At 69.8% G+C, this 23,405-nt stretch carries 19 protein-coding genes; 6 read left to right on the forward strand and 13 right to left on the reverse strand.

The window, feature by feature from the left end; translation table 11 throughout:
* Nucleotides 1-16: 16 nt before the first annotated feature.
* Nucleotides 17-562, reverse strand: coding sequence for a DUF2147 domain-containing protein (locus AC1MGR_RS10535; protein ID WP_480234550.1), 546 nt, complete (start codon nucleotides 560-562; stop codon nucleotides 17-19).
* 294 nt (nucleotides 563-856) lie between these two features.
* Between AC1MGR_RS10535 and ndk the strand changes: the two genes are divergently transcribed.
* Nucleotides 857-1,279 (forward strand): nucleoside-diphosphate kinase, encoded by a 423-nt coding sequence (gene ndk, locus AC1MGR_RS10540; protein WP_108038183.1) that lies wholly within the window; start codon nucleotides 857-859, stop codon nucleotides 1,277-1,279.
* A 158-nt stretch (nucleotides 1,280-1,437) separates the two neighbouring features.
* Nucleotides 1,438-1,815 (forward strand): hypothetical protein, encoded by a 378-nt coding sequence (locus AC1MGR_RS10545; RefSeq protein ID WP_480234551.1) that lies wholly within the window; start codon nucleotides 1,438-1,440, stop codon nucleotides 1,813-1,815.
* A 47-nt stretch (nucleotides 1,816-1,862) separates the two neighbouring features.
* Here the strand turns inward: AC1MGR_RS10545 and AC1MGR_RS10550 are convergent, their stop codons facing one another.
* From AC1MGR_RS10550 to AC1MGR_RS10605, 12 genes are all read right to left on the reverse strand, one after another.
* On the reverse strand, nucleotides 1,863-2,435 hold the full coding sequence (locus AC1MGR_RS10550) for a TetR/AcrR family transcriptional regulator (protein WP_480234552.1): 573 nt from the start codon (nucleotides 2,433-2,435) through the stop codon (nucleotides 1,863-1,865).
* A gap of 181 nt (nucleotides 2,436-2,616) precedes the next feature.
* A complete protein-coding gene (locus AC1MGR_RS10555) occupies nucleotides 2,617-5,718 on the reverse strand; it encodes an efflux RND transporter permease subunit (protein WP_480234553.1) in 3,102 nt (1,033 codons plus the stop codon).
* Nucleotides 5,715-6,809, reverse strand: coding sequence for an efflux RND transporter periplasmic adaptor subunit (locus AC1MGR_RS10560; RefSeq protein ID WP_480234554.1), 1,095 nt, complete (start codon nucleotides 6,807-6,809; stop codon nucleotides 5,715-5,717). Before AC1MGR_RS10560 ends, AC1MGR_RS10555 begins: the two co-directional genes overlap by 4 nt.
* A 192-nt stretch (nucleotides 6,810-7,001) precedes the next feature.
* Nucleotides 7,002-8,258 carry an O-antigen ligase family protein gene (locus tag AC1MGR_RS10565; protein ID WP_480234555.1) on the reverse strand — a complete coding sequence of 419 codons (1,257 nt, stop codon included), beginning with the start codon at nucleotides 8,256-8,258 and terminating at the stop codon, nucleotides 7,002-7,004.
* Between the two features lie 115 nt (nucleotides 8,259-8,373).
* Nucleotides 8,374-9,885, reverse strand: a complete 1,512-nt coding sequence (locus tag AC1MGR_RS10570) for a lipopolysaccharide biosynthesis protein (RefSeq protein ID WP_480234556.1) — start codon at nucleotides 9,883-9,885, stop codon at nucleotides 8,374-8,376.
* Nucleotides 9,882-11,105, reverse strand: a complete 1,224-nt coding sequence (locus AC1MGR_RS10575) for a glycosyltransferase family 4 protein (RefSeq protein WP_480234769.1) — start codon at nucleotides 11,103-11,105, stop codon at nucleotides 9,882-9,884. The genes AC1MGR_RS10570 and AC1MGR_RS10575 overlap by 4 nt, the downstream gene beginning before the upstream one ends.
* Nucleotides 11,106-11,236: 131 nt before the next feature.
* Nucleotides 11,237-12,496: a glycosyltransferase family 4 protein gene (locus tag AC1MGR_RS10580; RefSeq protein ID WP_480234557.1), complete on the reverse strand. Its 1,260-nt coding sequence runs from the start codon at nucleotides 12,494-12,496 to the stop codon at nucleotides 11,237-11,239.
* Entirely contained in the window at nucleotides 12,477-13,622 is a 1,146-nt protein-coding gene (locus AC1MGR_RS10585) for a glycosyltransferase family 4 protein (RefSeq protein ID WP_480234558.1), read from the reverse strand. The genes AC1MGR_RS10580 and AC1MGR_RS10585 overlap by 20 nt, the downstream gene beginning before the upstream one ends.
* Nucleotides 13,623-13,663: 41 nt before the next feature.
* Nucleotides 13,664-14,770 carry a glycosyltransferase family 4 protein gene (locus tag AC1MGR_RS10590; protein ID WP_480234770.1) on the reverse strand — a complete coding sequence of 369 codons (1,107 nt, stop codon included), beginning with the start codon at nucleotides 14,768-14,770 and terminating at the stop codon, nucleotides 13,664-13,666.
* 113 nt (nucleotides 14,771-14,883) lie between these two features.
* Nucleotides 14,884-17,082: a GumC family protein gene (locus tag AC1MGR_RS10595; RefSeq protein ID WP_480234559.1), complete on the reverse strand. Its 2,199-nt coding sequence runs from the start codon at nucleotides 17,080-17,082 to the stop codon at nucleotides 14,884-14,886.
* A 12-nt stretch (nucleotides 17,083-17,094) separates the two neighbouring features.
* On the reverse strand, nucleotides 17,095-18,282 hold the full coding sequence (locus AC1MGR_RS10600) for a glycosyltransferase (protein WP_480234560.1): 1,188 nt from the start codon (nucleotides 18,280-18,282) through the stop codon (nucleotides 17,095-17,097).
* A gap of 254 nt (nucleotides 18,283-18,536) precedes the next feature.
* A complete protein-coding gene (locus AC1MGR_RS10605; RefSeq protein WP_480234561.1) occupies nucleotides 18,537-19,625 on the reverse strand; it encodes an acyltransferase family protein in 1,089 nt (362 codons plus the stop codon).
* Nucleotides 19,626-20,043: 418 nt separating this feature from the next.
* On the opposite strand from AC1MGR_RS10605, the gene AC1MGR_RS10610 reads away from it, so the two are divergent.
* The 4 genes from AC1MGR_RS10610 to AC1MGR_RS10625 are packed head-to-tail and all read left to right on the forward strand — an operon-like array spanning nucleotide 20,044 to nucleotide 23,405.
* The gene (locus AC1MGR_RS10610) at nucleotides 20,044-20,298 is read left to right on the forward strand and encodes an acyl carrier protein (RefSeq protein ID WP_480234562.1); all 255 of its coding nucleotides are present in this window, start codon (nucleotides 20,044-20,046) and stop codon (nucleotides 20,296-20,298) included.
* A complete protein-coding gene (locus tag AC1MGR_RS10615; RefSeq protein WP_480234563.1) occupies nucleotides 20,295-21,458 on the forward strand; it encodes an acyl-CoA dehydrogenase family protein in 1,164 nt (387 codons plus the stop codon). Before AC1MGR_RS10610 ends, AC1MGR_RS10615 begins: the two co-directional genes overlap by 4 nt.
* Nucleotides 21,458-22,426: an amino acid--[acyl-carrier-protein] ligase gene (locus AC1MGR_RS10620; RefSeq protein ID WP_480234564.1), complete on the forward strand. Its 969-nt coding sequence runs from the start codon at nucleotides 21,458-21,460 to the stop codon at nucleotides 22,424-22,426. Before AC1MGR_RS10615 ends, AC1MGR_RS10620 begins: the two co-directional genes overlap by 1 nt.
* A 4-nt stretch (nucleotides 22,427-22,430) precedes the next feature.
* Entirely contained in the window at nucleotides 22,431-23,405 is a 975-nt protein-coding gene (locus AC1MGR_RS10625) for a DUF1839 family protein (protein WP_480234565.1), read from the forward strand.

A 23,405-nucleotide genomic window follows, 5' to 3' on the forward strand; every position in this document is an offset into this window, starting at 1 on the left:
GCGTCGCGCGGCCGGCTCACTCGGCCGGCGTCGCAACTGCCTTCGCGGGTGCGGCCTTGGCGGCCTTCGGCGCCGGGCGGGGAGCCGGCGCCGACTCGGACGTGGCGGCGGAGGCCTGCTGGTTCACGTCCGGCACCCGTGTCCAGGTCTGCGAGCCGCACAGGACCTTGAGGAGGCAGCCGGAGACCGACAGCTCGGAGCTGCTCTCGCGCTCCAGGCTGACCTGGTACATCTTGCCCTCGTCGGCGTTGTAGATCTCGCCGGAGAACTTCGCCTCCTCGGGCTTCAGGTTGTCGAGGAGCGTCAGGCCGACCACCGGGCGGCTGCGCTTCTTCGGATCGGGATTCTTGATGTCAGTGCGCGGGGTCCCGTCCTCGTTGGTCGCGGTCTTGGCCCAGACCACCTTCCCGCAGATGTTGGCGGCACCCGGGCCGCAGCGGTCGATGCGGACCTTGGCGCGGCCGTCGCCGGTGAGCCAGGTGCCCGAAGGATCCTGGACCGGAGCGGCGGAGGCGGGGGCGAGGCCGGCGAGGATGAGTGCGGCGGTGAGAGCGACGCGCATGTCCTGGTCTCCATGTGGCGTGGCTGCGGCGGGAGGCCGGCGGCCAGAGAGTCGGCAAGGGGATCGGCAAGCGACCCGGCGCGGAGGCCGGGCCGTGTTCGTCTGGCCACAGGAGGCGTCCGCATTCGGGCGATTTTCCGGCGCTGTTGCGCCAAAGCCATGGCGATGGAAAAACCGGCGTCGGCGACAGGGTTATCCCCTGCGATCGCGCCTCGGGTTGAGAGCCGGGAGCCTGCCGGCTATAAGCCCGGCGCCGAAGCCATTTTCGGCTGAGCGATCACAACCGGACGGACCATGGCCACCGAGCGCACCTTCTCCATTCTCAAGCCCGACGCGACGAAGCGGAACCTGACCGGCGCGGTCAATGCCGTGATCGAGAAGGCGGGCCTGCGCATCGTCGGCCAGCGCCGCATCCAGATGAGCCGCGCCCAGGCCGAGAAGTTCTACGAGATCCACAAGGAGCGCCCCTTCTTCGGCGAGCTCGTGGAGTTCATGACCTCCGGGCCGGTGGTCGTGCAGGTGCTCGAGGGCGAGAACGCCGTCGCCAAGTACCGCGAAGTGATGGGCGCCACCAACCCGGCCAACGCCGACGAGGGCACCATCCGCAAGACCTTCTCCGAGTCGGTCGGCGAGAACACCGTCCACGGATCCGACAGCCTCGACAACGCCAAGGCGGAAATCGCCCAGTTCTTCCAGGATTCCGACATCGTCGGCTGAATCCTCCGGGATTCGGACACGGTCGACCGTACGCGCGCCGAAGCTTCCCAGAAGCTTCGGCGTTTGCCGTCCCAGTGTGGCTCCCGCGCCCTTGCGCGGCGGGGGCACGGACGTGAAACCGGATCGTTCCCGAATCGCTTTCACGGACCCATCATTCCATGCGCTCCATCGCCCCGCGCACCGGCCGGCTCCTGCTCGCCGCCGGCCTGCTCTCGCTCGTCGCCGCCTGCAACACCAACAAATCTGGCCCGACCGCGTCGCTCGAAGGCTACACCCCCGATCCGGCGCTGAAGACGGCCTCCACCGGCAACCTGACCGGCCGCGTGCGTCACGCCTGCACGGTCACCCAGGCCCGTCTGCAGAACGTGTCCGAGGTCTCCCTCGCCCGCCCGTGCGGCTGCTACGCGAACCAGACGCTGGCGAGCCTCGACAGGAGCGAGCTCGATGCCTACCGCAGCACCGGCTACTTCAATGATTCCGCCCGCGCCAAGGCCCTGAACGCCCTCGACAGCTGCAAGCTGCCGCGCCCGGCGTAAGGCTCGCCCCGCCCCGGACGGCCCCGGGGCGACGCCTCGGAGCCGGCTCAGTGCGCCGGGCCGGCCGGCGGGTCGCCGCGCTCGCCCGCGGCAGTCCGCGCGGCCTGGAGGAGCTCCTCGGTGAGGCTCGGATCGTCCACCGCCCGTGCCAGGATCACGGCGCCCACGAGGGTGGACAGCTTGGCGAGCGCCCGCTGACGGCGGCGCTCCTTCGCACCCTGGGGCGAGAGTTCGGCCAACAGGCCCACGAGGTGACGAACCCCATGGGTGAAGCGTCCCCGCAGGGGACTGCCCGCTGGCTCGCGAGCCACGTCGTTGGCCAGGGCGGCGAGGGGGCAGCCCATGCCGGGCGACTGGACGTGGCCGACGGACAGGTAGTTGGCGATCAGCGCATCCAGTGCGCCGCGCCGGTCCTCGCCGAGGGCCGAGTCGAACGCCTCGACCGCCAGCGCATCCTTGCTGGCGAACTGGCCGTAGAAGCCGCCATGGGTCAGGCCGGCCGAGGCCATGATGTCGGCCACGCCAACCCCGTGAAGGCCACGCTCCCGGAACAGGGTGGCGGCGACCTCCACGACCCTTTGGCGGTTGAGCTTGGCCTGCTCCTGCGAAACTCTCGGCATCTCCGGCTCTCCCGTTGCCTTCCCGGTCTTATATAGATGCGGATCGTCATCAATACAGGTCCGCGTCGGCCAACCCGCCGAGGGGGCAGGGTGCGGGTCGGTCGACGGACCGCGCGGGCTCGTGGAAGCCCGGCGCGATGCGCTTATAGCATCGGTACGGTGATCTCGCCCCGCGCCCGCCTCAGGTCCCGACGACCTGCGGCACCGCCTCGGTCGTGCTCCGCGCGTCGCGCGGCTGGCGCGCCACCCGGAACCAGAGGGCGTAGAGGGCCGGCAGGAACAGCAGGGTCATGAGCGTGCCGACCCCGACGCCGCCGATGAGCACGTAGGCCAGCGCCCCCCAGAACACCGAGTGGGTGAGGGGAATGAAGGCCAGCATGGCGGCCGCCGCCGTGAGGATCACGGGCCGGGCCCGGCGCACGGTGGATTCCACGATGGCGTCGTAATCCTTCAGGCCCGCCGCCTGGTCGTGGTGGATCTCGTCCACCAGGATCAGGGTGTTGCGCATCAGGATGCCCGACAGGGCGATCAGTCCCAGGATCGCGTTGAAGCCGAAGGGCTGCTGGAAGATCAGCAGGGTCGGCACCGCACCGACCAAGCCCAGCGGGGCGGTGGCGAACACCATGAACATGGTCGCGAAGGAGCGCACCTGCAGCATGATCACGGTAAGCGTCACGATCATCATGATCGGGAACACCGCGACCAGTGCCGTCATCGCCTTCGCACTCTCTTCCACCGATCCGGCCGTGTCGATGCGGTAGCCCGGCGGGAGCTTCGCCTTGATCGGGTCGAGGAGGGGGAAGACCTGGGCGTGGATGTCCGGCGGCTGCAGGCCGTCGAGCACGTCGCCCTGCACCCGGATGTAGGTCTCGCGGTTGTAGCGCTTCAGCACCGCGTCCTCCGTGCGGCTCTCCGGGCGCGCCACCTGCGAGACCGGCACTTGGCGCCCGTCCCGGGTCGTCAGCGTCAGATCGCCGATCTCGCCGAGCGAGCGCCGCTCGGGGCCGGGGCTGCGCAGGACGACATCGACGGAGCGAAGGTTCTCGCGCACCTGGGTGGCGGGGGTACCATTGAGGTAGCTCTGCAGCTGCTGGCCGGCCTCCTTCGGGGTCAGGCCGATCAGGCGCAGGCGCTCCTGGTCGAAGGCGAGGCGCAGGCTCGGTGTCTTGCTGCCCCAGTCGAGGTGGACCATCCGCAGGTTGGGATTGCCCGCCATGACCTCCCGGACCTCCTCGGCGATGCCCCGGATGACGTCGAGGTCGGGGCCCACCACCCGGAAGGCGACGGGGAAGCGCACCGGCGGCCCGAACACGATCTGGAGCACCCGAACCCGGGCCTCGGGGAAGCGCCCCTCGTCGACGAGCTTGCGCACCTTGATCCGCAGGGCGTCGCGGGCGTGGGCATCGGCCGTCTGCACCACGATCTGCGCGAAGGCCGGATCGGGCAGTTCGGGGTCGAAGGAGAGCACGAAGCGCGGCATGCCCTGGCCGATATAGCTCGTGATTTCCTTGGCCTCGGGCAGCTCGCGAACGGCCGATTCGATCCGCTTGACGCTGGCTTCGGTGGTGGCGAAGGCCGAGCCCGTCGGCAGGGTCACCTCGACGATGAGCTCGGGGCGCTCGGAGTTCGGGAAGAACTGCTTCTCGACCCCGCCCATGGCGACCACGGCCGCCGCGAACAGGCCCACGGTGATGCCGGCGGCGATCCACTTGTGGTCGACGGACATCCGCACGACGCGGCGCAGGCGCTCGTAGTTCTTCGTGGCGTAGATCGCCCCGTGCCCGCCTTCCACCTTCTTGATGTTCGGCAGGAGCTTGACGCCGAGATAGGGCGTGAAGGTCACCGCCACGATCCAGGAGATGATCAGCGAGAAGGCCACCACCCAGAAGATGTTGCCGGCGTACTCGCCCGCCGTGGAGGCGGCGAAGCCCACCGGCAGAAAGCCCGCGATGGTGACGATGGTGCCGGTGAGCATCGGTGCGGCCGTGGAGCTCCAGGCATAGGTCGCCGCCTCGACGCGGTCGTAGCCTTCCTCCATGCGCACCACCATCATCTCGATGGCGATGATGGCGTCGTCGACGAGGAGCCCCAATGAGATGATGAGGGCGCCCAGCGTGATGCGGTCGAAGTCGCGCCCCGTGAGCATCATCACCACGAACACCGCCGAGAGGGTGAGCGGCACGGCCAGGGCCACCACGATGCCGACCCGGAAGCCGAGCGCCACCAGGGAGACGAAGATCACCACACCGAGGGCGGTGAAGAACTTGACCATGAATTCGTGGATGGCCTCGTCGATGACCTTGGCCTGGTCCGTGATCTTGGTGAAGGAGATGCCAGCGGGCGTCTCGTGGTGGATCGCCACCTCCTCGGCGTTGAGCGCCGCGCCGAGGGTGAGGCCGTTGTAGCCGGGCTTCATCACGAGGCCGAGGATCAGCGCCGGTTCGCCGTCGTTGCGGATCTCGAAGGTCCGGGGGTCCTCGTAGCCACGCTTGACCTCGGCGATGTCGCCGAGCTTGAGGCTGCGGTCACCGGCGGCCACGGGCAGGTCGCGGATCGCATCGAGTCCGTCGATCGCCCCGTCGAGGCGCAGGTAGACCCGCGGACCCGCCGCCTCGACGAAGCCGGCCGGGGTCACGTCGTTCTGGTTGGCCAGGGCGGCCAGGAGCTGCTGGCCGGTGATGCCGAGGGTGGCGAGTCGCTGGTAGGAGATCTCGACGAAGATCTTCTGGGCCTGCTCGCCGAGGATGTTGATCTTTTCCACCCCCGGCACCCGAAGGAGGCGCTGGCGCAGATCCTCGGCGCGCAGCACGAGCTGGCGGTGCGGGAGGCCGCGGGCCTGGAGCGCGTAGAGCGAGAAGTAGACGTCCGAGAACTCGTCGTTGAACAGCGGCCCCATCACCCCGCGCGGCAGGCTCGAGGCCTGGTCGGAGAGCTTCTTGCGGGTCTGGTAGAACTCCGCCTGCAGCTTGGCCGGAGGCATGTTGTCCTTGTAGAAGACCTTCATCAGCAGCAGGCCGGGGCGCACCGTGGTCTCGGCACGGTCGTAGTAGAAGAGTTCCTGCAGGCGCTTCTCCAGGGGATCGGCGACCTGGCGCTGCATCTCGTCCGTCGTCGCCCCCGGCCAGGCGGCCGAGACCACCATCGTCTTGACCGCGAAGCTCGGGTCCTCGCCGCGCCCGAGCTTCTCGAAGGCGAAGAAGCCGGCGCCGATCAGCGCGATTAGCAGGAACAGCGTGACGGCCCGCTCGCGGACGGCCAGCGCCGAGAGGTTGAAGCCGCTCATCGCACCACTCCAGTCAGGCTGGCGGGCGCCGGGCGCACCCGCTGGTCGGCCTTGAGGAGATGGGCGCCGAGCGCCACGATCCGGTCGCCGGGGCTCAGCCCCGCGACGACGTCGGCGCGCTCCTCGCCCATGCGGGCGACCCGCACGGCCTGCGCCCGCACGGTCTCGCTGGCCGCGTCGTAGCGCCAGACGGCGGGACCCTGGCCCTGGTCGAACAGGGCCGCGAGGGGCACCTCCACCAACTTGGCTCGTTCGGCCGCGACGTCCTTGAGCTGAAGGGTGACGGTGGCGCCGAGCGGCGCGGCCTCGCCGCCGCCCGAGAGGATGTAGCGTGCCCGATAGGTGCGGGTGGCCGGGTCGGCGGTGGCGGACAACTCGCGCAGGCGTGCCGGGTAGGTCGCCTCGCCGTCGGCGTAGAGGGTGGCCGTCGCCTCGCCCTGCGCCAGACGACGGCTGCCCTCGGGCAGGAACACCTCCGCCTCGCGCGCGCCGTCACGGGCGAGCTTGACCACGGTCTGGCCGGCGGCGACCACTTCCCCGGGATAGGAGGGCACCTCCATGACGACGCCGTCGGCATCGGCCTGGAGTTCGGCATAGCCCGCCTGGTTCTGGATCTGGCTGGCCTGTGCCTCGGCGTTGGCGAACTGGGCGATGGCGGCATCGGCCGCGCCCTTGTTCTGGTCGTAGGTCTGGCGGGAGGTCCAGCCGTCGGCCACCAGCTTGCGGCTGCGCTCCTCGTCGGCCTTCGCCTTGACCATCTGGGCACGGGCCGCCTCGACGGAGGCGCGGGCGGCGTTGAGGGCGAGGGTGTAGTCGGTGCGGTCGAGGCGCATCAGCGGCTGGCCGAGTGTCACGTGGTCACCCGGATCGACGAGACGTTCGAAGATCTTGCCACCGACCCGGAAGCCGAGGTTGCTCTCGGTCCGGGCGCGGATCACGCCGGTATAGCGCGCGATCGCGCCGGGGCCGGGAGCGACCTCGGCCACCTGGACCAGGGGCGGCTCCGGGCTCACCGCCGTCTCTGCGGGCGAGCAGGCGGCGATGGCGCTGAGGGTAAGAGAGGCAAGACCTGGTGCGAACCACTTCCGCATGACGCATCCTCCGCAGCCGGACCGTCCGCCGCTCTAAGATTACGAACGTAATCTATTTTGGCGCAACATCGCGGTCAAGGATACCGCGACGGTGCGCGTGCGGATGGACACCGGACGGGGCGGACGCGGGGAGAGGTGCCGACAGGACGAAGAGGCCCGGGCGACCGCATCGGTCGACGTGTCGCCCTGTCCCTATGACCCGGTTGCCGGTTCGGCGGGGCCGGTCCGGACGACCAGGGAGGCGAGCAACACCGCCATGAAGAAGAGGAAGTACTGGTTCACCGACAATTCCTCGAACATCATCGAGGGCACCAGGAACAGGGCGGTGTAGGCGACGAAGGGTCCGGCCGCGGCAGGGGCGCGGGCGATTCGCAGGAGGGCGGCGAGGAGAAGCAGGGCCGTCGCGATACCGCTCTGGAGCGCCAGGGAGATGAAGCCGTTATGCGGCGTCACCAGTCCGGTGAGCGCGCGGAGTTCTTCCCGCCGCGTGGTCTCGCCGACGCCGAATGGGTACTCCGCCACCAGTTGCAAGGCGGTGAAACCGGAGATGAAGCGCTCGTCGGCGTTGCCAGACACGTTGCCGTCGCCGGCAAAGCGCGTCTCAATCGACTGCGCCAGCTTCTGGGGCAGGGGGATCTCGCCAGTCATCGAGAAGCCGATAAGCAGGATCCCGAGGACGCCGAGGACGGGCAGCACCACTTGCAGCCGGATGCTCCGGCGCATCAGAATCAGCAGGATCAGCACCGGCATGAACAGCCCGGAGCGGTTGTTGGTCAGGGGGAAGCTCGCCAGCAGGGCCGCGAAATAGGCAAGGTAGATCAAGTTCAGACGGGTGCGCAGGCTCAAGAGGAGGGCCGCGGCCCCGCCAAGGGCGAAGACGTGGCCGGTCTCGTTGCCGGATGCCCAGAGGCCGCCCTGCTTGTCCTCGACGAAGAGCTTCAGCTCCTCGTCCAGGCCGTCGGTCGGGACGCCGAGGCCGAAGCGGTCCAGCGGCAGCCCCGAGGAGGAGAGCATCAGGACGACAAGCGACCCGCCGAGGCCCGCGAGGAGGCCCCAGCAGAAGGCGTTCTCCAGGCTCCGGTCGCGGAACATGACGAGCAGGATCAGCGCCAGGACGAAGTAGAGCAGCAGGACGAGGGTCAGGTAGACGTCGCCGGCCTGGATCTCGGCCTTCAGCACCAGCGAGAGGGCGATCAGGATGCCGACGGCGCCCAACGGGACAGCCTGGCGGAGCCCCTCGGCGATCACGGCGCGACGCAGGCCGAACCACGGGATCAGCAGGAAGGGCAGGAGGTCCGACAGGCGCTGGAACGGCAGTCCGAAGCTCGAGGTCAGGACGTTGAGCTGCAGGGCGACCCCGAGCAGGAACACGGCCGCGCGGTCGGCCACAATCGGCACCGCCCGCGTCCGTCCCATTCCCGCCGCCATCGGCGCCGTCGGTCCCGTCATCGCTCCGGCCCCTCCGAGGATACGCTGCGCGCCCGGCCCGGGCGTGCCTCCGTCCGCGACCGCACTCTCGCGCGCAAAGGTTTGCGAAGCGTGCAGGTGCCGGGATGCGTCTCGTTCAGCCGCCGCGACGGGCGAAGAACCCGAGCGCCGCGCGGACGGTGGGACGCAAGAAGGCGAGGGCGAGGGTGCCGTAGGCCAGCATGCCCAAGGTCACGCAGGCGAACAGGCCGAGGCGATCCCCGAGGGCCGCGTGGATCGGTTCCTGGACCAGCAGCACCAGGGCCGCCATGGCACCGGCACAGGCGGTAGCGGGCAGCAGCACCCCGACGAGGCCCCCGTTGCTCACCGGCACGAAGCGTCCGGCCCGCGCGACGATCAGGGGCGAGAACAGGTAGGCCCGGACCACGTGGCCGATAACGAGGGCCGACAGGCCGAACGGTCCGGTGAGGATCGCCGCCATCGCCCCGATTCCGAACTGGGCGCCGGCGAGCTTCAGGGCGGTGCCGCTGCGGCCCAGCGCCGTGAAGATCATCCACAGCATGGAAGTCACCACGAATTCTGGCGCGAGCAGCGCCAGGATGCGCAGGACCGGCGCCGCATCGTGCCACTGGTCGCCGAACAGGAATGGGATCAGCGTCGGAGCGACCGCGGCCATGCCGAAGAAGGCGGGCAGCGCCAGGAAGGCGGAGGTCCGGGTGAAATCGTGGAAGGCGGCGGCGAGATCGGCCGGGCGGTCCTGCAGCCGGGCATAGGTGGTCAGCGCCACCGCCGAGAACGGGATCACCGCGACTTGGCTCACGAGGTCGATGCAGCGCCAGGCGAGGCGCAGGTGGCCGACATCGGCAGTAGACAGGAAGTAGGCGGCGATCACCTCCTGGCTGCGGATCGAGAAGACCAGCAGCAGGTTGGTGGAGAAGATCCGCGAGCCGAAGGCAATCTGGCGCCGGGCCGCGGCGAGATCCAGGCGCCGGGCCGGGACCCAGGGCATCGCCGCCCAGGTCAGGAGGGTGGTCGCTCCGGTGGCGACGAGGCGCTGGACCACGAGGCTCCAGACCCCGTAGTCGGCCAGCGCCAGGGCCAAAGCGGCAGCTCCTCCGAGGAGGTTCGCGCCGAGCGCCCGCAGGGCGAGCTTGCGGAAGCCGAAGCTGCGCTGGAGACGCGCCTCGTGGATCGCGCCCAGGGCCGAGATCACGAAGCAGGCGGAGAGCGCGCAGAGGGCAGGGCGCAGCTCGGGCAGTTCGAGCAGCCAGGCGATCGGCCAGGACAGCCCGATGAGGGCCACCGCGTAGGCGGCGCTGGAGGCCAGGGTCACCCAGAACGCAGTGGCGGCGAAGCCTTCGTCGAGATCGGCCTGCTGGACCACCGCGTCGGGCAGGCCGCCGCGGGCGACGATCTGCAGGATGTCGATGAACACGGCGGCGACGGCGACGAGGCCGAACTCGGCGGGCTCGATCAGCCGGGCCAGGACCAGGAACACCCCGAAGCTGAGGACGACGTTGCCGACCGAGGCCAGCGCCACCCAGCGCGCTGCCGCGAAGGAGCGGCCGGAGACGTCCGGCTCGTCTGTGACCCCGAGGGAGGCCGGTGCGGTGGCGGCCTGCCCCGGAAGCAGTGCGGTGGCGCTCACGCGCGGTCGGCCCGGCGCTCGTCCACAAGCTCGGCGTAAAGGTCGAGATACTTCTCGGCCACGCGCTCGGAGGTCGATTCCTGGATCACGTGCTGGAAGCTGCGCTCGTCCGGCAGGCCGACGCGGCCGCGGGCGATCACGGCCCGGACCCGGTCGGCGAGTTCGGCCTCATTGCCGGGGGTGAAGAGCCAGTCGGCGTTGTCCTCGCCGATCAGCTCGGGAATGCCGCCCGAAGCCGCGCCGATCACCGGCACGCCCATGACGTAGGCCTCGTAGATCGTCCGTGGCGAGGGCTCCGCCCAGAACGAGGGCACGATGAGCACGTCGATCTCGCTCAGGAAGTCGGCGGGCTTGGCCCAGCCCACAAACTCGATCGGCAGGCCCTCGGCCTGCGCCTTGAAGCGGTCGATCGAGTCGTCCATCGCCTGGCCGGCCACGAGGCAGCGCCAGTCGCCGGGTCCGACCGCGCGGAAGGCGTCGACGAGGGTGCCGACGCCCTTCTCGACGTTGATGCGGCCGAGATAGCCGAAGGTCATGGGCCGGCCGGTGCGGTCGATCCGCCGGCGCGCCTCCGCGTCGCCGTCCGGCACCGTGCAGGAATAGTATATCACCCGCCGCCGCTCAGGCGCGAGGTGGCGGAACAGGCCGTGGTTCACGTGGGTCTTCAGGATCTCGGTGCCGACACTGACTACGGCGCCCACCGCCCGGTTGGTGATCTGCTTGGTGGCGTTGACCACCTTGCAGCCGAGGTGCCAGTGCGTGCAGGGCTTGCCGTGCCGGAACATCGCGGCGTTGCCGCAGATCAGGTCATACTCGCAGACCGTGTGGACGATCGGGATCCCGCGCTTGGCCGCCTCGCGCCAGACCAGGGTCGAGACGTCGAGGAGCGAGTGCGTGTTGACGATGTCGGGCCGGAAATCGTCGAGGACGCGGCCGAATTCGGCCGCGATGGCGAAATTCCACTGCTGCTTCAGCTTGGCCCAGGTGCGTCCGACTCGCGTCGCCTTAGGCCAGTCCTCAAGCCAGAAATCGTTATTATGGGCCATGCGGTAGACGGTGACGCCGTTGCGCAGGGTCTTGGGCTCGGCCTCGCGGGCGATGCAGGCCGCCGCCACCGTGTGACCGGCCGCCACCAGCTCCTCGGCGAGGTGCTCCACCGAGCGCTCGGCGCCGCCGACGATGTAGGGCGGGTAGAGGGCGCTGAGATGCAGGATGCGCAGGGGTCCGGTCGCGGCGGTCCGGCCGGTGCTGCCGGCGCCGTGCACCTCGCGCCCCGGGGCGGGCACCGCCTCCAGCCGGGCGCGGGCGAGCCCGGAGGGTGTCATCTCGGACGTGGGCATCACGGAAGCGGTCATGGGCGACACTCGTCGAGACGCGGGGGCTCGGAGACGGCCACCGGCGGAAGATGATAGGGAGAGGCCGCTTCGCGGGCGCGGACGGCGGCATAAAGCTCAAGATAGGCGCCTGCGACGGCGTCGGGGTCTGTGCCCGAGCGGACGATTTCGGCGCGGGACAGTCCCTCCAGTAGGCAGGCCGGCGCGGCCACGACCCGCGCCATCGCGGCGGCCAGAGCGTCAGCGTCGCCCGGAGGCACGAGCCAGGGGCCGGGGCCGACCTGCTCGCCGATCCCGCCCACGGCGGTTCCGATCACCGGCACAGCACGACCATACGCTTCTGCCACCGTCCGGCCGAACGCCTCCGGCCAGACCGGCGGGACGACGAGACAGTCGATGGCGTCGAGGAAAGCATCCTTGTCGGCATACCCCACAAACGTTACCGGCAATCCCTCGGCCAGGGCGCGGTAGCGCTCCAGCCCATCCGCGGCCCGGCCGGCGACGACGAGGCGCCACCCCTCGGGCGGCAGCTGGCGGCAGGCCGCCAGCAGCACGTCGGTGCCCTTCGAGGCCTCGATGCGTCCGAGGGCGCCGAACACGACCGGATGGCCGGGCCGGCGCGGCTGACGCGCCGAGGGGCGGCCGGGGGCGATCGGGTTCCAGATCACCCGGCGGAGCGCATCGGGGATCTCCGCGAAGAAACCGGCCGCCAGGTGCCGGTCCAGGATGTCGGTGCCGACCGCCGCGACGGCGGAGACCGCACGCTGGCACCGGCGATGCGGCTCGGAATAGAGCCGGCACTTGAGATGCTGGCCAGCACAGGCCTGCCCGTGCCTCGCCATCGCACCGTTGGTGCACAGGCTGGTGAAGTCGTGGAGCGTGTGAACCACCGGTATGCCGAGGCGCCGGAGCATCGGCCAGACGGCGGGGGTGATCTCCGAGATCGAGTGGGTGTTGACGACGTCGGGGGCGAAGGCGCGGACCGCCGCCTCCATCCGGCTCACCGTCTGCGGATTCCACTGCGTGGCGAGCTTGTAGCGGAGACGGTCCAGGCGTCCGTGCTGCGGCCAGTCGAGGCTGTGGAAAGGCGTGCCGTGGCCGGTCCGGTAGACGGTGACCCCGTCCTGGAGGGCCGGCGCCTCTACCCGGCGCGAGGCGCAGGCCACCGCCACGGCATGGCCGCCGCCGGCCTGGGTCCGGGCCAGGGTCTCCACCATCAGTTCGGCGCCGCCGACCTGCTCGGGCGCGTAGAGGGAGCTAAGGTGCAGGATGCGCATCCGCGGCCTCCCCGGCGGACATCGGTCGGGCGGCGTCCCGCAGGGCCTCGAGCAGCACCCCCTCGTAGCGCCGCGCGGTCTCGGCCCAGTCGTAGCGGCGGGCATTGGCGTGGCCGCGCGCAATCAGGTCGGCGCGCAGGCCTGGCTCGTGCAGCAAGCCGCGCAGGGCCGCGGCGAGGGCGGCGGGATCGGCGGGATCGAAGGTGAGCGCGCCGTCCCCGGCGATCTCGGGGGTCGCCGAGCGGTCCGAGCACAGCACCGGGCAGCCGAGAATCTGCGCCTCCAGCACCGGGAGGCAGAACCCTTCCGCGAAAGAGGGCACGCACAGGCACAGGGCGCCCCGGTAGAGGGCGGCGAGGCGATCCTCGTCGATGCCCGACAGGCGCGTCAGCCGCACCGGCGCCCCAGCCAGGGCCGCCGCGATGGTCTCCTGCGCGTCCTCGCCGACATGGACGATGGCAAGGTCGGGATGGGTGTGGGAGAGCGCCGCGGCCGCTCGCGCCAGGGTGGCGAAGTTCTTGTTGTGGGTGGCGTTGCCCACCGCCAGGACATAGGCGCCCCACCCGGCCTCGGGCGCGACGCCGCTCTCCACCGACACATCCAGCATGGCCGCCGAGAGCACGGTCCGGACGCGGGCGCGCAGGGCGGGGTAGAACTGACCGAGGCTGTCCCGGGTGGTGTCCGAGACGGCGATCACCCGGGCGCTGTTGCCGAGGACCAGCCGGAAGATCAGGTCCGTCGTGAGCGCCTCGCGCCACCCGGCGCAGTCTGGGATGGTGCGGAAGTAGAGGTCGTGCACGACGCTGACGCGAGCCCGACCACCGAAGGCCGCGCCGTAGGGATCGGCGTTCAGCACCACATCGATGCCTTCCGCCCGGCACAGGACCGGGACGGTGACGGCCTGGCGCAGGACGTCGAGGATCATCAGGCGCGGGCGCGGCACGGTGACGACCGCGACCCGGTCGCGGATCGTCTCCGGCAACTGGGTGCGGGTCCAGGGCGAGCGCAGGACGACCGCGACGTTGCCCCGGTCGAGCAATCCGGCGATCACCCTGAAGGCGACCAGCGCCACTCCGGACGGTCGGCCGCCATGCTGGCTCGGCATGTTGACGAGGACGCGGGTCATCGTGGCTCGGCGGCTCCGGAAATCGGGATTGATTGTCCGCATCATGCGCGGGCTGCGGCCTGGCGGATCAGGGCGGCGAGGTCGTCCTGCATCCGGGCGGCGCCGTAGCGGGCAAGGGCCTGCTCGCGGGCCAGACGGGTGCGCTCGGCAAAATCCTCCGGGCGGGCCAGGATCTCTGCGAGGGCGGCGGCGATGCGATCGGGCCGACGGGGCGGCACGAGGGTGCCGAGGGCGCCGCCGTCGAGGATTTCACGGGAGGCACCCGCATCGGTGGCGACCACCGGAACGCCGGCGAGCATCGCCTCGACGAGGGTCCGGCCGAACGGCTCGGGATCCACGGAGGGATGGACCACCGCATCGACGGCCTGCATCAGGCGGGGCACGTCGCTGCGCTGGCCCAGGAACAGCACCCGGTCGGCAACGCCGCGGGCCGCCGCGAGATCGCGCAGGCCCGCCGCGTAGGCATCCTCGCCGAACAGGGCCGAGCCCACCACCACGCAGCGCAGTCCCGGCACCTCAGTCAGCGCCTCGATCACGACGTCCTGTCCTTTCCAGGGCGCGAGGCGGCTGAACACGCCGACGAGGGGCCCAGCGGGTAGGCCGAGTTCCGTGCGCAGGTCGGTCGCGGGGCGCGGGTCGAGCCTCAGGTCGAGGCCGTTCGGCACCACCGTCACCCGGTCCCGGCGCCCGCCCGCCTGCACGAAGGCCTCGGCCGCGGCCCACGAGGGGACGATGACGCGCGTCGCGCAGGCATTGGCGAGCCGGGCCTGGACGATGCGCTGGGCTCGCCCGAAATGGGCGCCGTCGAGGATATCGTGCAGGTGCCAGAGAAGGGGACGGCCGACGAGGCGGGCCGGCATGGCCGCGAGCAGGAAGGCCTTCTGCGAATTGGCATAGACGACGTTGCAGCCGCGGGCGGCCCGGGCGAGGTCCCCCGCCAGACGGGCGAGGCGCCCGAGCACCGGAAGGGCGTGCAAGGGGGAGACGTCCCGGCGCAGGCCGGAAAGGTCGGCACCGGGCGCGGCGAGGCGGATCGTCAAGCCGGCCTCCCGCAGGGCTTCGGCGAGAGGGCCGCCCTCGAACAGGAACGCTTGGGAGCCCGGCCAGGCCTGCACGACGTCCCGCAGCACGAGCTCGGCGCCGGACATGGTACCCGTATGGCTGACGAACAGCACCCGGGGGCGGGGGCCGCCGAGCACCTCGGATGTCGCCGTGGCGCGCGTTGGGCCGAGGCCGGCCGTGGTGGAGAGCGTCCCGGCCATCAGGCGGCTCCGGCGCGATGGGGCAGGGACAGGGGCATCGCCTCGTAGGCCGGCTGGCCGCCGGACTTGACCATCGTCATGGCGATGCCGAGGACGGCGCCGCCGGCCTTGCGCAGGCTCGTTACCGTCTCGATCGTGTCGGACAGCTGCGAGCGGCCCGCACGGGTGCAGCAGAGCACGCCGTCCACGTGGCGGGCGAGCATGCAGGCATCCATCAGCAGGCTGGTCGGCGGACTGTCGAGGAGCACGAGGTCGTAGCGCCGACTCCAGCGCAGGAGGTTCGCCATGCGGTGGCTCATCAGGAGCTCGGTCGAGTCCGGCGTCGGAACGCCGGCCGGGATGACGTCGAATCCGTCCTTCCTGACGATGGCCTCCGCCGCGTCGATCTCGCCGCGCAGGATGCCGCCGAGGCCGGGGCTGCGGCTCAGGCCGAGGGAAGCCTCGAAGTTCGGACGGCGCAGGTCGCACTCGATAACCAGGACGCGGCGACCGCTCGCGGCGCTCAGGCCGGCGATGGCGAAGGTCGTGAAGGACTTGCCCTCGCGGGGCTTCCCCGAGGTGACCAGGACCGTGCGCGAGCCGTCGCCCCCCGCCAGGAACAGGTGCGCGTGGAGGGTCCGCAAGACGTTCCGCATGCCGGGGTCCGCCTGCGCCCGCTGCAGGGCCTCGGCCAGGGGCAGTTCGCGACGGCGGTCGGAGAGGCGCCCCATCAGGCCGCCGGCATCCAGGCAGGGGAGCTGGGCGAAGACCGGGGCACCGGTGCCGGCCACCAGCTGAGCAGGCGTGCGGACCCGGCGGTCGGCGAGATCGCGCAGGAGAGCAGCGCCGGCGGCCAGCACCGTCGCCAGCACGACGGCACCGGCGAGGAACGGGACGGGCTTGGGCGAGAACGCTTCCTGGGGCACCTCGGCGAGGCTGACCAGGCGGGTGCTGCCGGTGAGGATGCGGCGCTCGGTCTCCAGCTCGCTCGCCCGCTTCACCAGATCGGCGTAACGGGCGCGCTTGATCTCAGCGTTGCGGACCATGCCCTCGATCGAGGCTTCGTCGTCCATCGCGGCGGCGGCTTCGGACTTGGCGCTGTCCATCTGTGCGCGCAGGGCACGGGCCAGGCTGTTCGAGGCCTCGTAAGTCTTACGCAGGCCGTCGGCCACGTTGGCGAGTTCCCGGTCGATCCGGGCGCGCAGGCTGGCCTGCTCGGTCTGCAGGGCGCGGACGGTCGGATGGTTCGGGCCGAGAAGTGTGCTCTGATTGGCGAGTTGGGCGCTGACGCCGCTGATCTGCTGCTTGAGGTCGCCCACGGCGCGGCTGGCGAGGACCGCCGGAGCGCTGTCGGAGCCGCGGCGGCGATCGGCTTCGATCTCCTTCAGACGTGCGGCGGCATCCGCCTTGGCGGCCTCGGCGGCAGCCAGCTGCTGGCTGATCCCGGTGAGGCGCTCGGCGCTGATCGGACCGGTCGCGCCCTTCACGAGCCCCTTGCGGCGGCGGAAGGCCTGGATGCGCGCCTCGTCGTCGCGGATGGAGGTATCAAGCTGCTTGATCTCGGTGAACAGCCAATCGGTAGCTGCCTTGCGGCTCGAGGCTTGCGCGTTGCGCTGATCTTCCAGGAAGGCGTTGATGAGCGCGTTGGTCATCGTCTGCGCCACCTCGGGCAGCGGCGACTTGTAGCCAATGGCGATGACGCGGGAGCGGCCGGCACTCCCGACCATGTAGCGCTTCTGCAGGTATTCCACGAGCGCGTCGCGGTCCGCACCGAGCTTGGCGCAGAGGGCTTCCTTCTTGTCCGTGATCCGGTCCGGGTGCCCGCGGGTGACAGTCTCACGGCACTCGGCCATCACCGCCTCGGCGAGGCCGCTCTCGGCGGCGAGGCGCATGAGGCGGGGCGAACGAATCACCAGGATCTGGCTCTCGAGATCCGCCGGATCGCCGAGCTTCTGGATCCAGGCCATCGAGGCGTTGCTGGCGCCCGGCTCGGGCTCGGCCACGATGACGGACCCGGTCGCGACGTACTGGTTGGGCGTGCGGACCAGGATGGTCACCGCGAGCCCGAGGACGGCGACGAAGACGGTCGCAAACAGCACGCGGCGCCGCCAGATCTTGAGGAGTGGCGCCATGAGTGCGCCGCCGCGTTCGCGGTCCTGCTCGGGTACCCGCCCGATAGTCGGCGCGCGATCGGGCATGTCGAGGGTGAGGAGGGACATGCGCGCCGCTCCTCAGGACACGGCTTCGAAGCGTGGAACGGCCTCGAGACGCGGGAGGGTGCGCAGGCGTGGTTCGCAGGCGGCGCGATGGATCGTCAGCTGTTCGTCGACGAAGCGCGAGAATCGGATGCGGAACAGGTCGGCGGAGAACGGTTCCGCCTGGTTCCGGCAGACCTCGCGGGTGAAGCTGTCCTCCTGGCGAATGAAGTCGCAAACGCAGGACGCGATGGCGTCGGGCTCGGGCGTGTCGAAGAAGAGGCCCGTGCGGCTCGGCCCCCGGACCTGCACGGTCTCGCGGGCTCCGCCGCGACCGAGGGCAAGGACGGGCGTGCCCTCCGACTGGGCCTCCACCACGATGATACCGAAATCCTCCTCCGCCGCGAAGACGAAGGCGCGGGCCGTAGCCATGAGGCGGCGCAGCTCTTCGTCGGAAACGAACCCCGCGAAGGTGACGTTCGACGTCGCGATCGACTTCAGTCGCTCGGCCTCCGGACCGGTGCCGGCAACTACGAGGTTCAGGCCGGGCAACTGTGCGAAGGCGCGCACCACGGCCTCGACGTTCTTGTAGGGGACGAGGCGGCTCGCCACGAGGAAGTGGTTTCCGCGCGGTCCGTCGTAGCGCTGGCTGGACAGGGTGACGGGCGGAGGGATCACCTCGGCGCCGCGGCCGTAGACCTTGTGGATCCGCCGCGCAACGAAGCCGGAATTGGCGATGATCGCGTTCGGCCCGGCCGCGGTGCGGTAGTCCCACAGGCGCATCCGGTGGAGGATGAGCCGAGCGAGCAGGCCCTTGAGGCCGCTCGCGCAGCCGCTCTCCCGCAGGTAGGTGTGCTGTAGATCCCAGGCATAGCGCATGGGTGAGTGGACGTAGGACACGTGAAGCTGGTCCGGCCCGGTGAGCACGCCCTTGGCCACCGCGTAGCTGCTCGAGATCACGAGGTCGTAGCTCGACAGGTCGAACTGCTCGATGGCGAGCGGCATCAGCGGCAGGTAGTGCCGGTGCCGCGAGCGCGCGAAGGGAAGGCGCTGGATGAAGCTCGTGCGCGCCTGCGTATAGCCGAGATAGGCCCGCGCGGACTCGGGCAGGAAGTCGAACAGGGTATAAACATGGGCTTGCGGATAGATCTTCAGCAGCTGGCGCAGCACCTGCTCGGCGCCTCCGACCACGTATAACCAGTCGTGAACGATCGCTACACGCATCCGAACCATCCTCGCCGGCATGCCGGACACCGAAAGAAACTCCGCTGGTGGGCGGCGAGACCACCAACCCATCAGAGCATCCTGTCTTCGAACTAAAATACTATGATCAACTCAGGCACTGAAGCAGCGTTACAAGCAATCACCACTTAGAGATAACGTTCTGCGGATGTTTTCTTTGAAAATTCAGCTGTTCGCTTTGAGCAATGATTAAGGATCGCGATAGAAGGCATCGCACCAGTCCGCCCTGTCACCGCTCAGGATGGAACCGCGCCGGGCAGCGGCGCAGGTCGTGGACTGCGATCGCACATCCGCCGGAGGGCGGCACCGACCGGCCTTTCCACGCAGCGGAACAACCATTCCCCGAGGAGCACGGAGGCGCTGCAGGCCAGAACGAAGACCAGTGCGACGCGTAGGGGACTGGGAGCCACCAGGAGGGCTGCCGCCTTGGCGGAGATATGCAGCATCAGGTTGTGGATCAGATAGAACGCGTAGCTGGCGTTCCCCTGGGAGAACAGCCAGCGAGACCGCAGGACGATGCCCCCGCGCTCCAGCAGAAGCAGGGCGCCGACTGCCAGCACCGCGGCACTCCCCCAGACGAGAGGGCGAAGGAAGCCGGTCATCTCCAGGTCGGCGCCGAGGGCGCCGGCCACCACCTGTCCCCCGAGGACGAGGGCGCCCGCGATCACCAGCGCGGCGCCGGCCGCCCGGCGGACCGGAAAGCCGGGCGCGAGGGGCCCGAGACGGAGATAGCCGTAGCCGAGTGCCGCACCGGCCACGAACTCGAGCACGATCGGCTTGGTGTAATAGGCCCAGTAGAGGCCAGGGACCGGCGCTAGGCCGAGAAGGACGAGCGCGCCCAAGGCGGTGGCAAGGCCCATCATCCGCGCCCGCAGGCCCGCCATCAGCAGCAGGACGGCAAAGCTGGCATAGAAGAACATTTCGTAATTGAGAGTCCAGCCGACCGAATTGAGGGGCTCGACGTAGCCGCCCCGTGAGAACGGCAGGAACAGCAGGGATTGCACCACGTAATCCGGCCGCAGCTCGACGATGCCGATGGGCTTCAGTCCGGCGAGCGCGATCAGCGTCAGCACAAGGGTGACGAGCCAGTAGAGGGGCACCACACGGATCGCCCGGCGCAGCAGGAACGCCCCGGGTGTCTCGTGCCGCCCGGCCGTGCTCACGAACATAATGAAGCCGGACAGGACGAAGAACACATCCACGCCCGCCGCTCCGAACGCCAGGGCGTCGGGCCTCGGCAGGATGGGGCCCGCGTACAGACCGAAATGCGTTAGGAAGACCGAATAGGCCGCCAGGGCGCGCAGGATCTGCAGGTTGTAGATCATCTCTCGCCGAAGGATCGCGTGCTTCCGCCGAATGGGGCAGACCCCGGTCAACGCCGGATCGTCGAACTTGAGCGCGCCTCGGCCCGCAAAGTCACGTCATTCCAGACGTTATCCTGAATCGTTCCGCATTTATTCAATCACGGTGAGACTCTGTTCATCACGACACCATGTGTTTTCCGCCGTCCCGCGAATGGCAGTGAATTTCTTAGGCCTGGGGTTCTTATGGAAAGCCTCCGTAGAGCCATTTCCGACAAGGATCGTCGGGAAGATCGGCACGTCGACAGGGCATCGAAGGACCGGACGTCGACAAACCCGCGCACCTACAGCACAGACCGGTATTTACCATCGCCCTCGTTGATGTTTGACAATTCCGGATGCGCAACAATACATGGATTATTGCTTAGAAAGGAGCCTTACCTTGGTCACTTCCCAGGACATCCGCGAGATCCTCGCGACCAATGAGGCGCTGGCACCGGTCTGCGAACAGATCGGAGACGAAGACAGCCTGTTCGATCGCGGCCTCGACTCGTTCGGTTCGGTCCAGCTGATGCTCGCCCTCGAGGAGCGGTTCGGCATCGAGTTCCCGGACGAGTTCCTCACCCGCAAGTCCTTCGCGTCGATCGCTGCGATCCGCGAGACCGTGGCCACCGTGCTTCGTCCGCAGGCCGCATGAGCACCCTGGCCCAGCGCGCCCAGCGCGCGGCGGCGGTCGCGGCGCTCCATGCCGACACCGTCGACCGCGATGGCCGCTTCCCTCTGGAAGCCGTCACGGCCCTCAAGGCGGAGCGCCTGCTGGGCCTGCAGATCCCGAGCCAGTTCGGCGGCGAAGGCGCCGGTCTGCGCGAGATTGCGGACGTGTGCAGCACACTCGGACAGGCGTGCAGCAGCGCCGCGATGGTGTTCGCCATGCACCACATCAAGGTCGCGAGCCTCGTGGCCCACGGGCTGGAGAGCGCCTGGCATTGCCACCTGATGGAGCGGATCGCCCAGGAACAGCTCCTCGTCGCATCCTCCACCACGGAGGCCGGCATCGGCGGCGATCTGCGCACAAGCTTCTGCGCCGTCGAGACCACCGGGACCGTCTTCGCCCTCGGCAAGGACGCCTCCGTGATCTCCTACGGAACCCAGGCCGACTTGATCCTCGCCACCGCCCGGCGCCACCCGGAGGCCGCGGGTTCAGATCAGGTGCTGGTGGCGCTGTTCGCCGACCAGATCTCTCTGGAGCGCAAGTCCGTGTGGGACACCCTCGGCATGCGCGGTACCTGCAGCGACGGCTTCCGCCTGGAGGCCCGGGACATCCCGGTCGAGCAGATCCTGCCCAAGCCCTTCGCGGAGATCGCGGCGCAGTCGATGCTGGCCTCCTCGCATCTCCTCTGGAGCAGCGTCTGGTTCGGGATCGCCAATTCCGCCGTCGACCGCGCCCGCACCTTCGTACAGGCCGAGGCCCGGCGCCAGCCGAGTCAGGTGCCACCCACGGCCCTGCGCCTCGCCGAAGTCTCCAACGCACTTCAGGCGATGCGGTCCGCCATCGTCTCGGCGCTCCGCCGCTACGAGGACGCGCACGGGGACGCCGATACCATCGGGTCGATCGGCTTCTCGGTCATGCTCAACAACCTGAAGACGACCGCCTCCGAGATGGCCGTCGACATCGTCCAGCGCGCCCTCTCGATCGTCGGCCTCGCCGGCTACAAGAACGGCACGCCCTTCAGCCTCGGCCGGCCCCTGCGCGACGTCCTCTCAGCGCCGCTCATGATCGGCAACGACCGCATCCTCGCCAACACCGCCAAACTTCTGCTCGTGCAGAAGGGCGGCGGCCAGCTCATGAGCGCGTGATGGACTCGATCTTCTCACCCACGGCCGAATCCCGCGCCGCCGACATCTCCGACGAAGCCGCGGACACCGTCCCGAGCTTCCTCGACCGCCTGTTCGACCAGGGCCTCCTCGTGCGCACCGGCGTCGACGGTCTCTACGGCCGTAGTGGCGGCTTCGAGAGCGTGGTCGATGCCCTCGAGCGCCTGATCAGCCGCCTCGGCGCGGCGGACGGGGCGGAGGTGATGCGCTTTCCCCCCGCGATGAGCCGGCCGGCCTTCGAGCGCAGCGGCTACCTCAAGGGCTTCCCGAACCTCGCCGGCACGGTGCACAGCTTCTGCGGCAACGAGGCGGAGCACGCCGAGCTGCTGGCCTGCGTCGAGGCCCGGAGCGACTGGACCGGCCACCAGCAGGCCACCGACATCGTCCTCACCCCCGCGGCCTGCTACCCGCTCTACCCGGCCGCTGCCGCGCGTGGCCGCCTGCCCGACGGGGGCGGCCTGTTCGACCTGCAATCCTACTGCTTCCGGCGCGAGCCCAGCCTGGAGCCGACCCGGATGCAGCTTTTCCGGATGCGGGAATACGTCCGGATGGGCAGCCCCGAGCAGGTGCTGGCCTTCCGCGATTCCTGGCTCGCCCGGGGCACCGAGATGATCCGCAGCCTCGATCTGCCGCTGGCGATCGAGGTGGCCAACGACCCCTTCTTCGGCCGGGCCGGGCGGATGCTCGCCAACAACCAGCGCCAGCAAAACCTGAAGTTCGAGCTGAACGTGCCGGTGAACAGCGTCGAGAAGCCGACCGCCTGCCTCAGCTTCAACTACCACCAGGACCACTTCGGAACGACCTGGGACCTGCGCCAGGCCGACGGCAGCGTCGCCCACACCGCCTGCGTCGGCTTCGGCCTGGAGCGGATCACCCTGGCGCTCCTGCACCACCACGGCCTGGACCTCGCGGCCTGGCCGGATTCCGTGCGCACCACGCTGTGGGGCTGAGCCGGTGACTGCCGCACCTCTCCGGACGGCGCCGGGGCTCGACCCGGCGACACCCTACGTGCCGCACCCGCTTCATGCGGCCGACCGCAACTGGCCGGAGACGAACTGCTACGTCGACCTCTGGATCGAACTCCTGCACGGGCGCGGCCTCGTACCGGAGGCGATGCTGGGCTTCACCCTGCGGCAGGATTTCGAGGGCGACCAGTTCACGTTCTTCAAGCCGCCGGCGGCCGATCTCGAGCGGCTCTACGGGCTCGAGGTGCTGGAGCTCGCAGTCTACGACGCCCTCGAAGCGCAGGCCCTGATCCAGGTGTTGCAGGGAAGGCCGGTGCTCGTGGAGGTCGATGCGATCCACCTTCCCGACACCCATGGAACCACCTACGGCCGAGAGCACGGCAAGACCACGATCGGCCTCCTGGCCCTCGACCCGGAAACCCGGGAGCTCGATTACCTCCACAATGCCGGCCGCTTCCGGCTTTCCGGCGACGATTATCACGGCATCTTCGGTCCCGCGGTACTGCCGCCCTACGCGGAGTTCGTGAAGACGGTCGCGCCGCCCCTGAGCCCGGCCGCGTTGCCGGGCGCAGCCCTCGACCTGCTGCGGCGCCACCGCACCCGGGCCCCCGGGCACAATCCGGTCCTGGCGTTCCGCGACGCCCTCGCGCGGACGGCACCCGGCCTGGTTCAGCGGCCGCTCGGCGTCTTCCACGCCTACGCCTTCAACACCACGCGCCAGCTCGGGGCGAATTTCGAGATGCTGTCGAGTCATCTCGCCTGGCTGGAGACCGCGGGAGCAGGCCCCTTCGGGCCGGCCTCGGAGGCGGCCACCCGCCTCGCCGTCGAGGCCAAGGCCTTCCAGTTCCAACTGGCTCGCGCCTTCCACCGCCGCAGCGCCGACGGCCTCGTGCCGCGCCTCGACCGCCTCGCGGCCACCTACACGGACGTGTTCGCGGCCCTCGACCGCGCACTCGGCCGATAG

This window comes from Methylobacterium sp. BI1 (assembly GCF_056680125.1).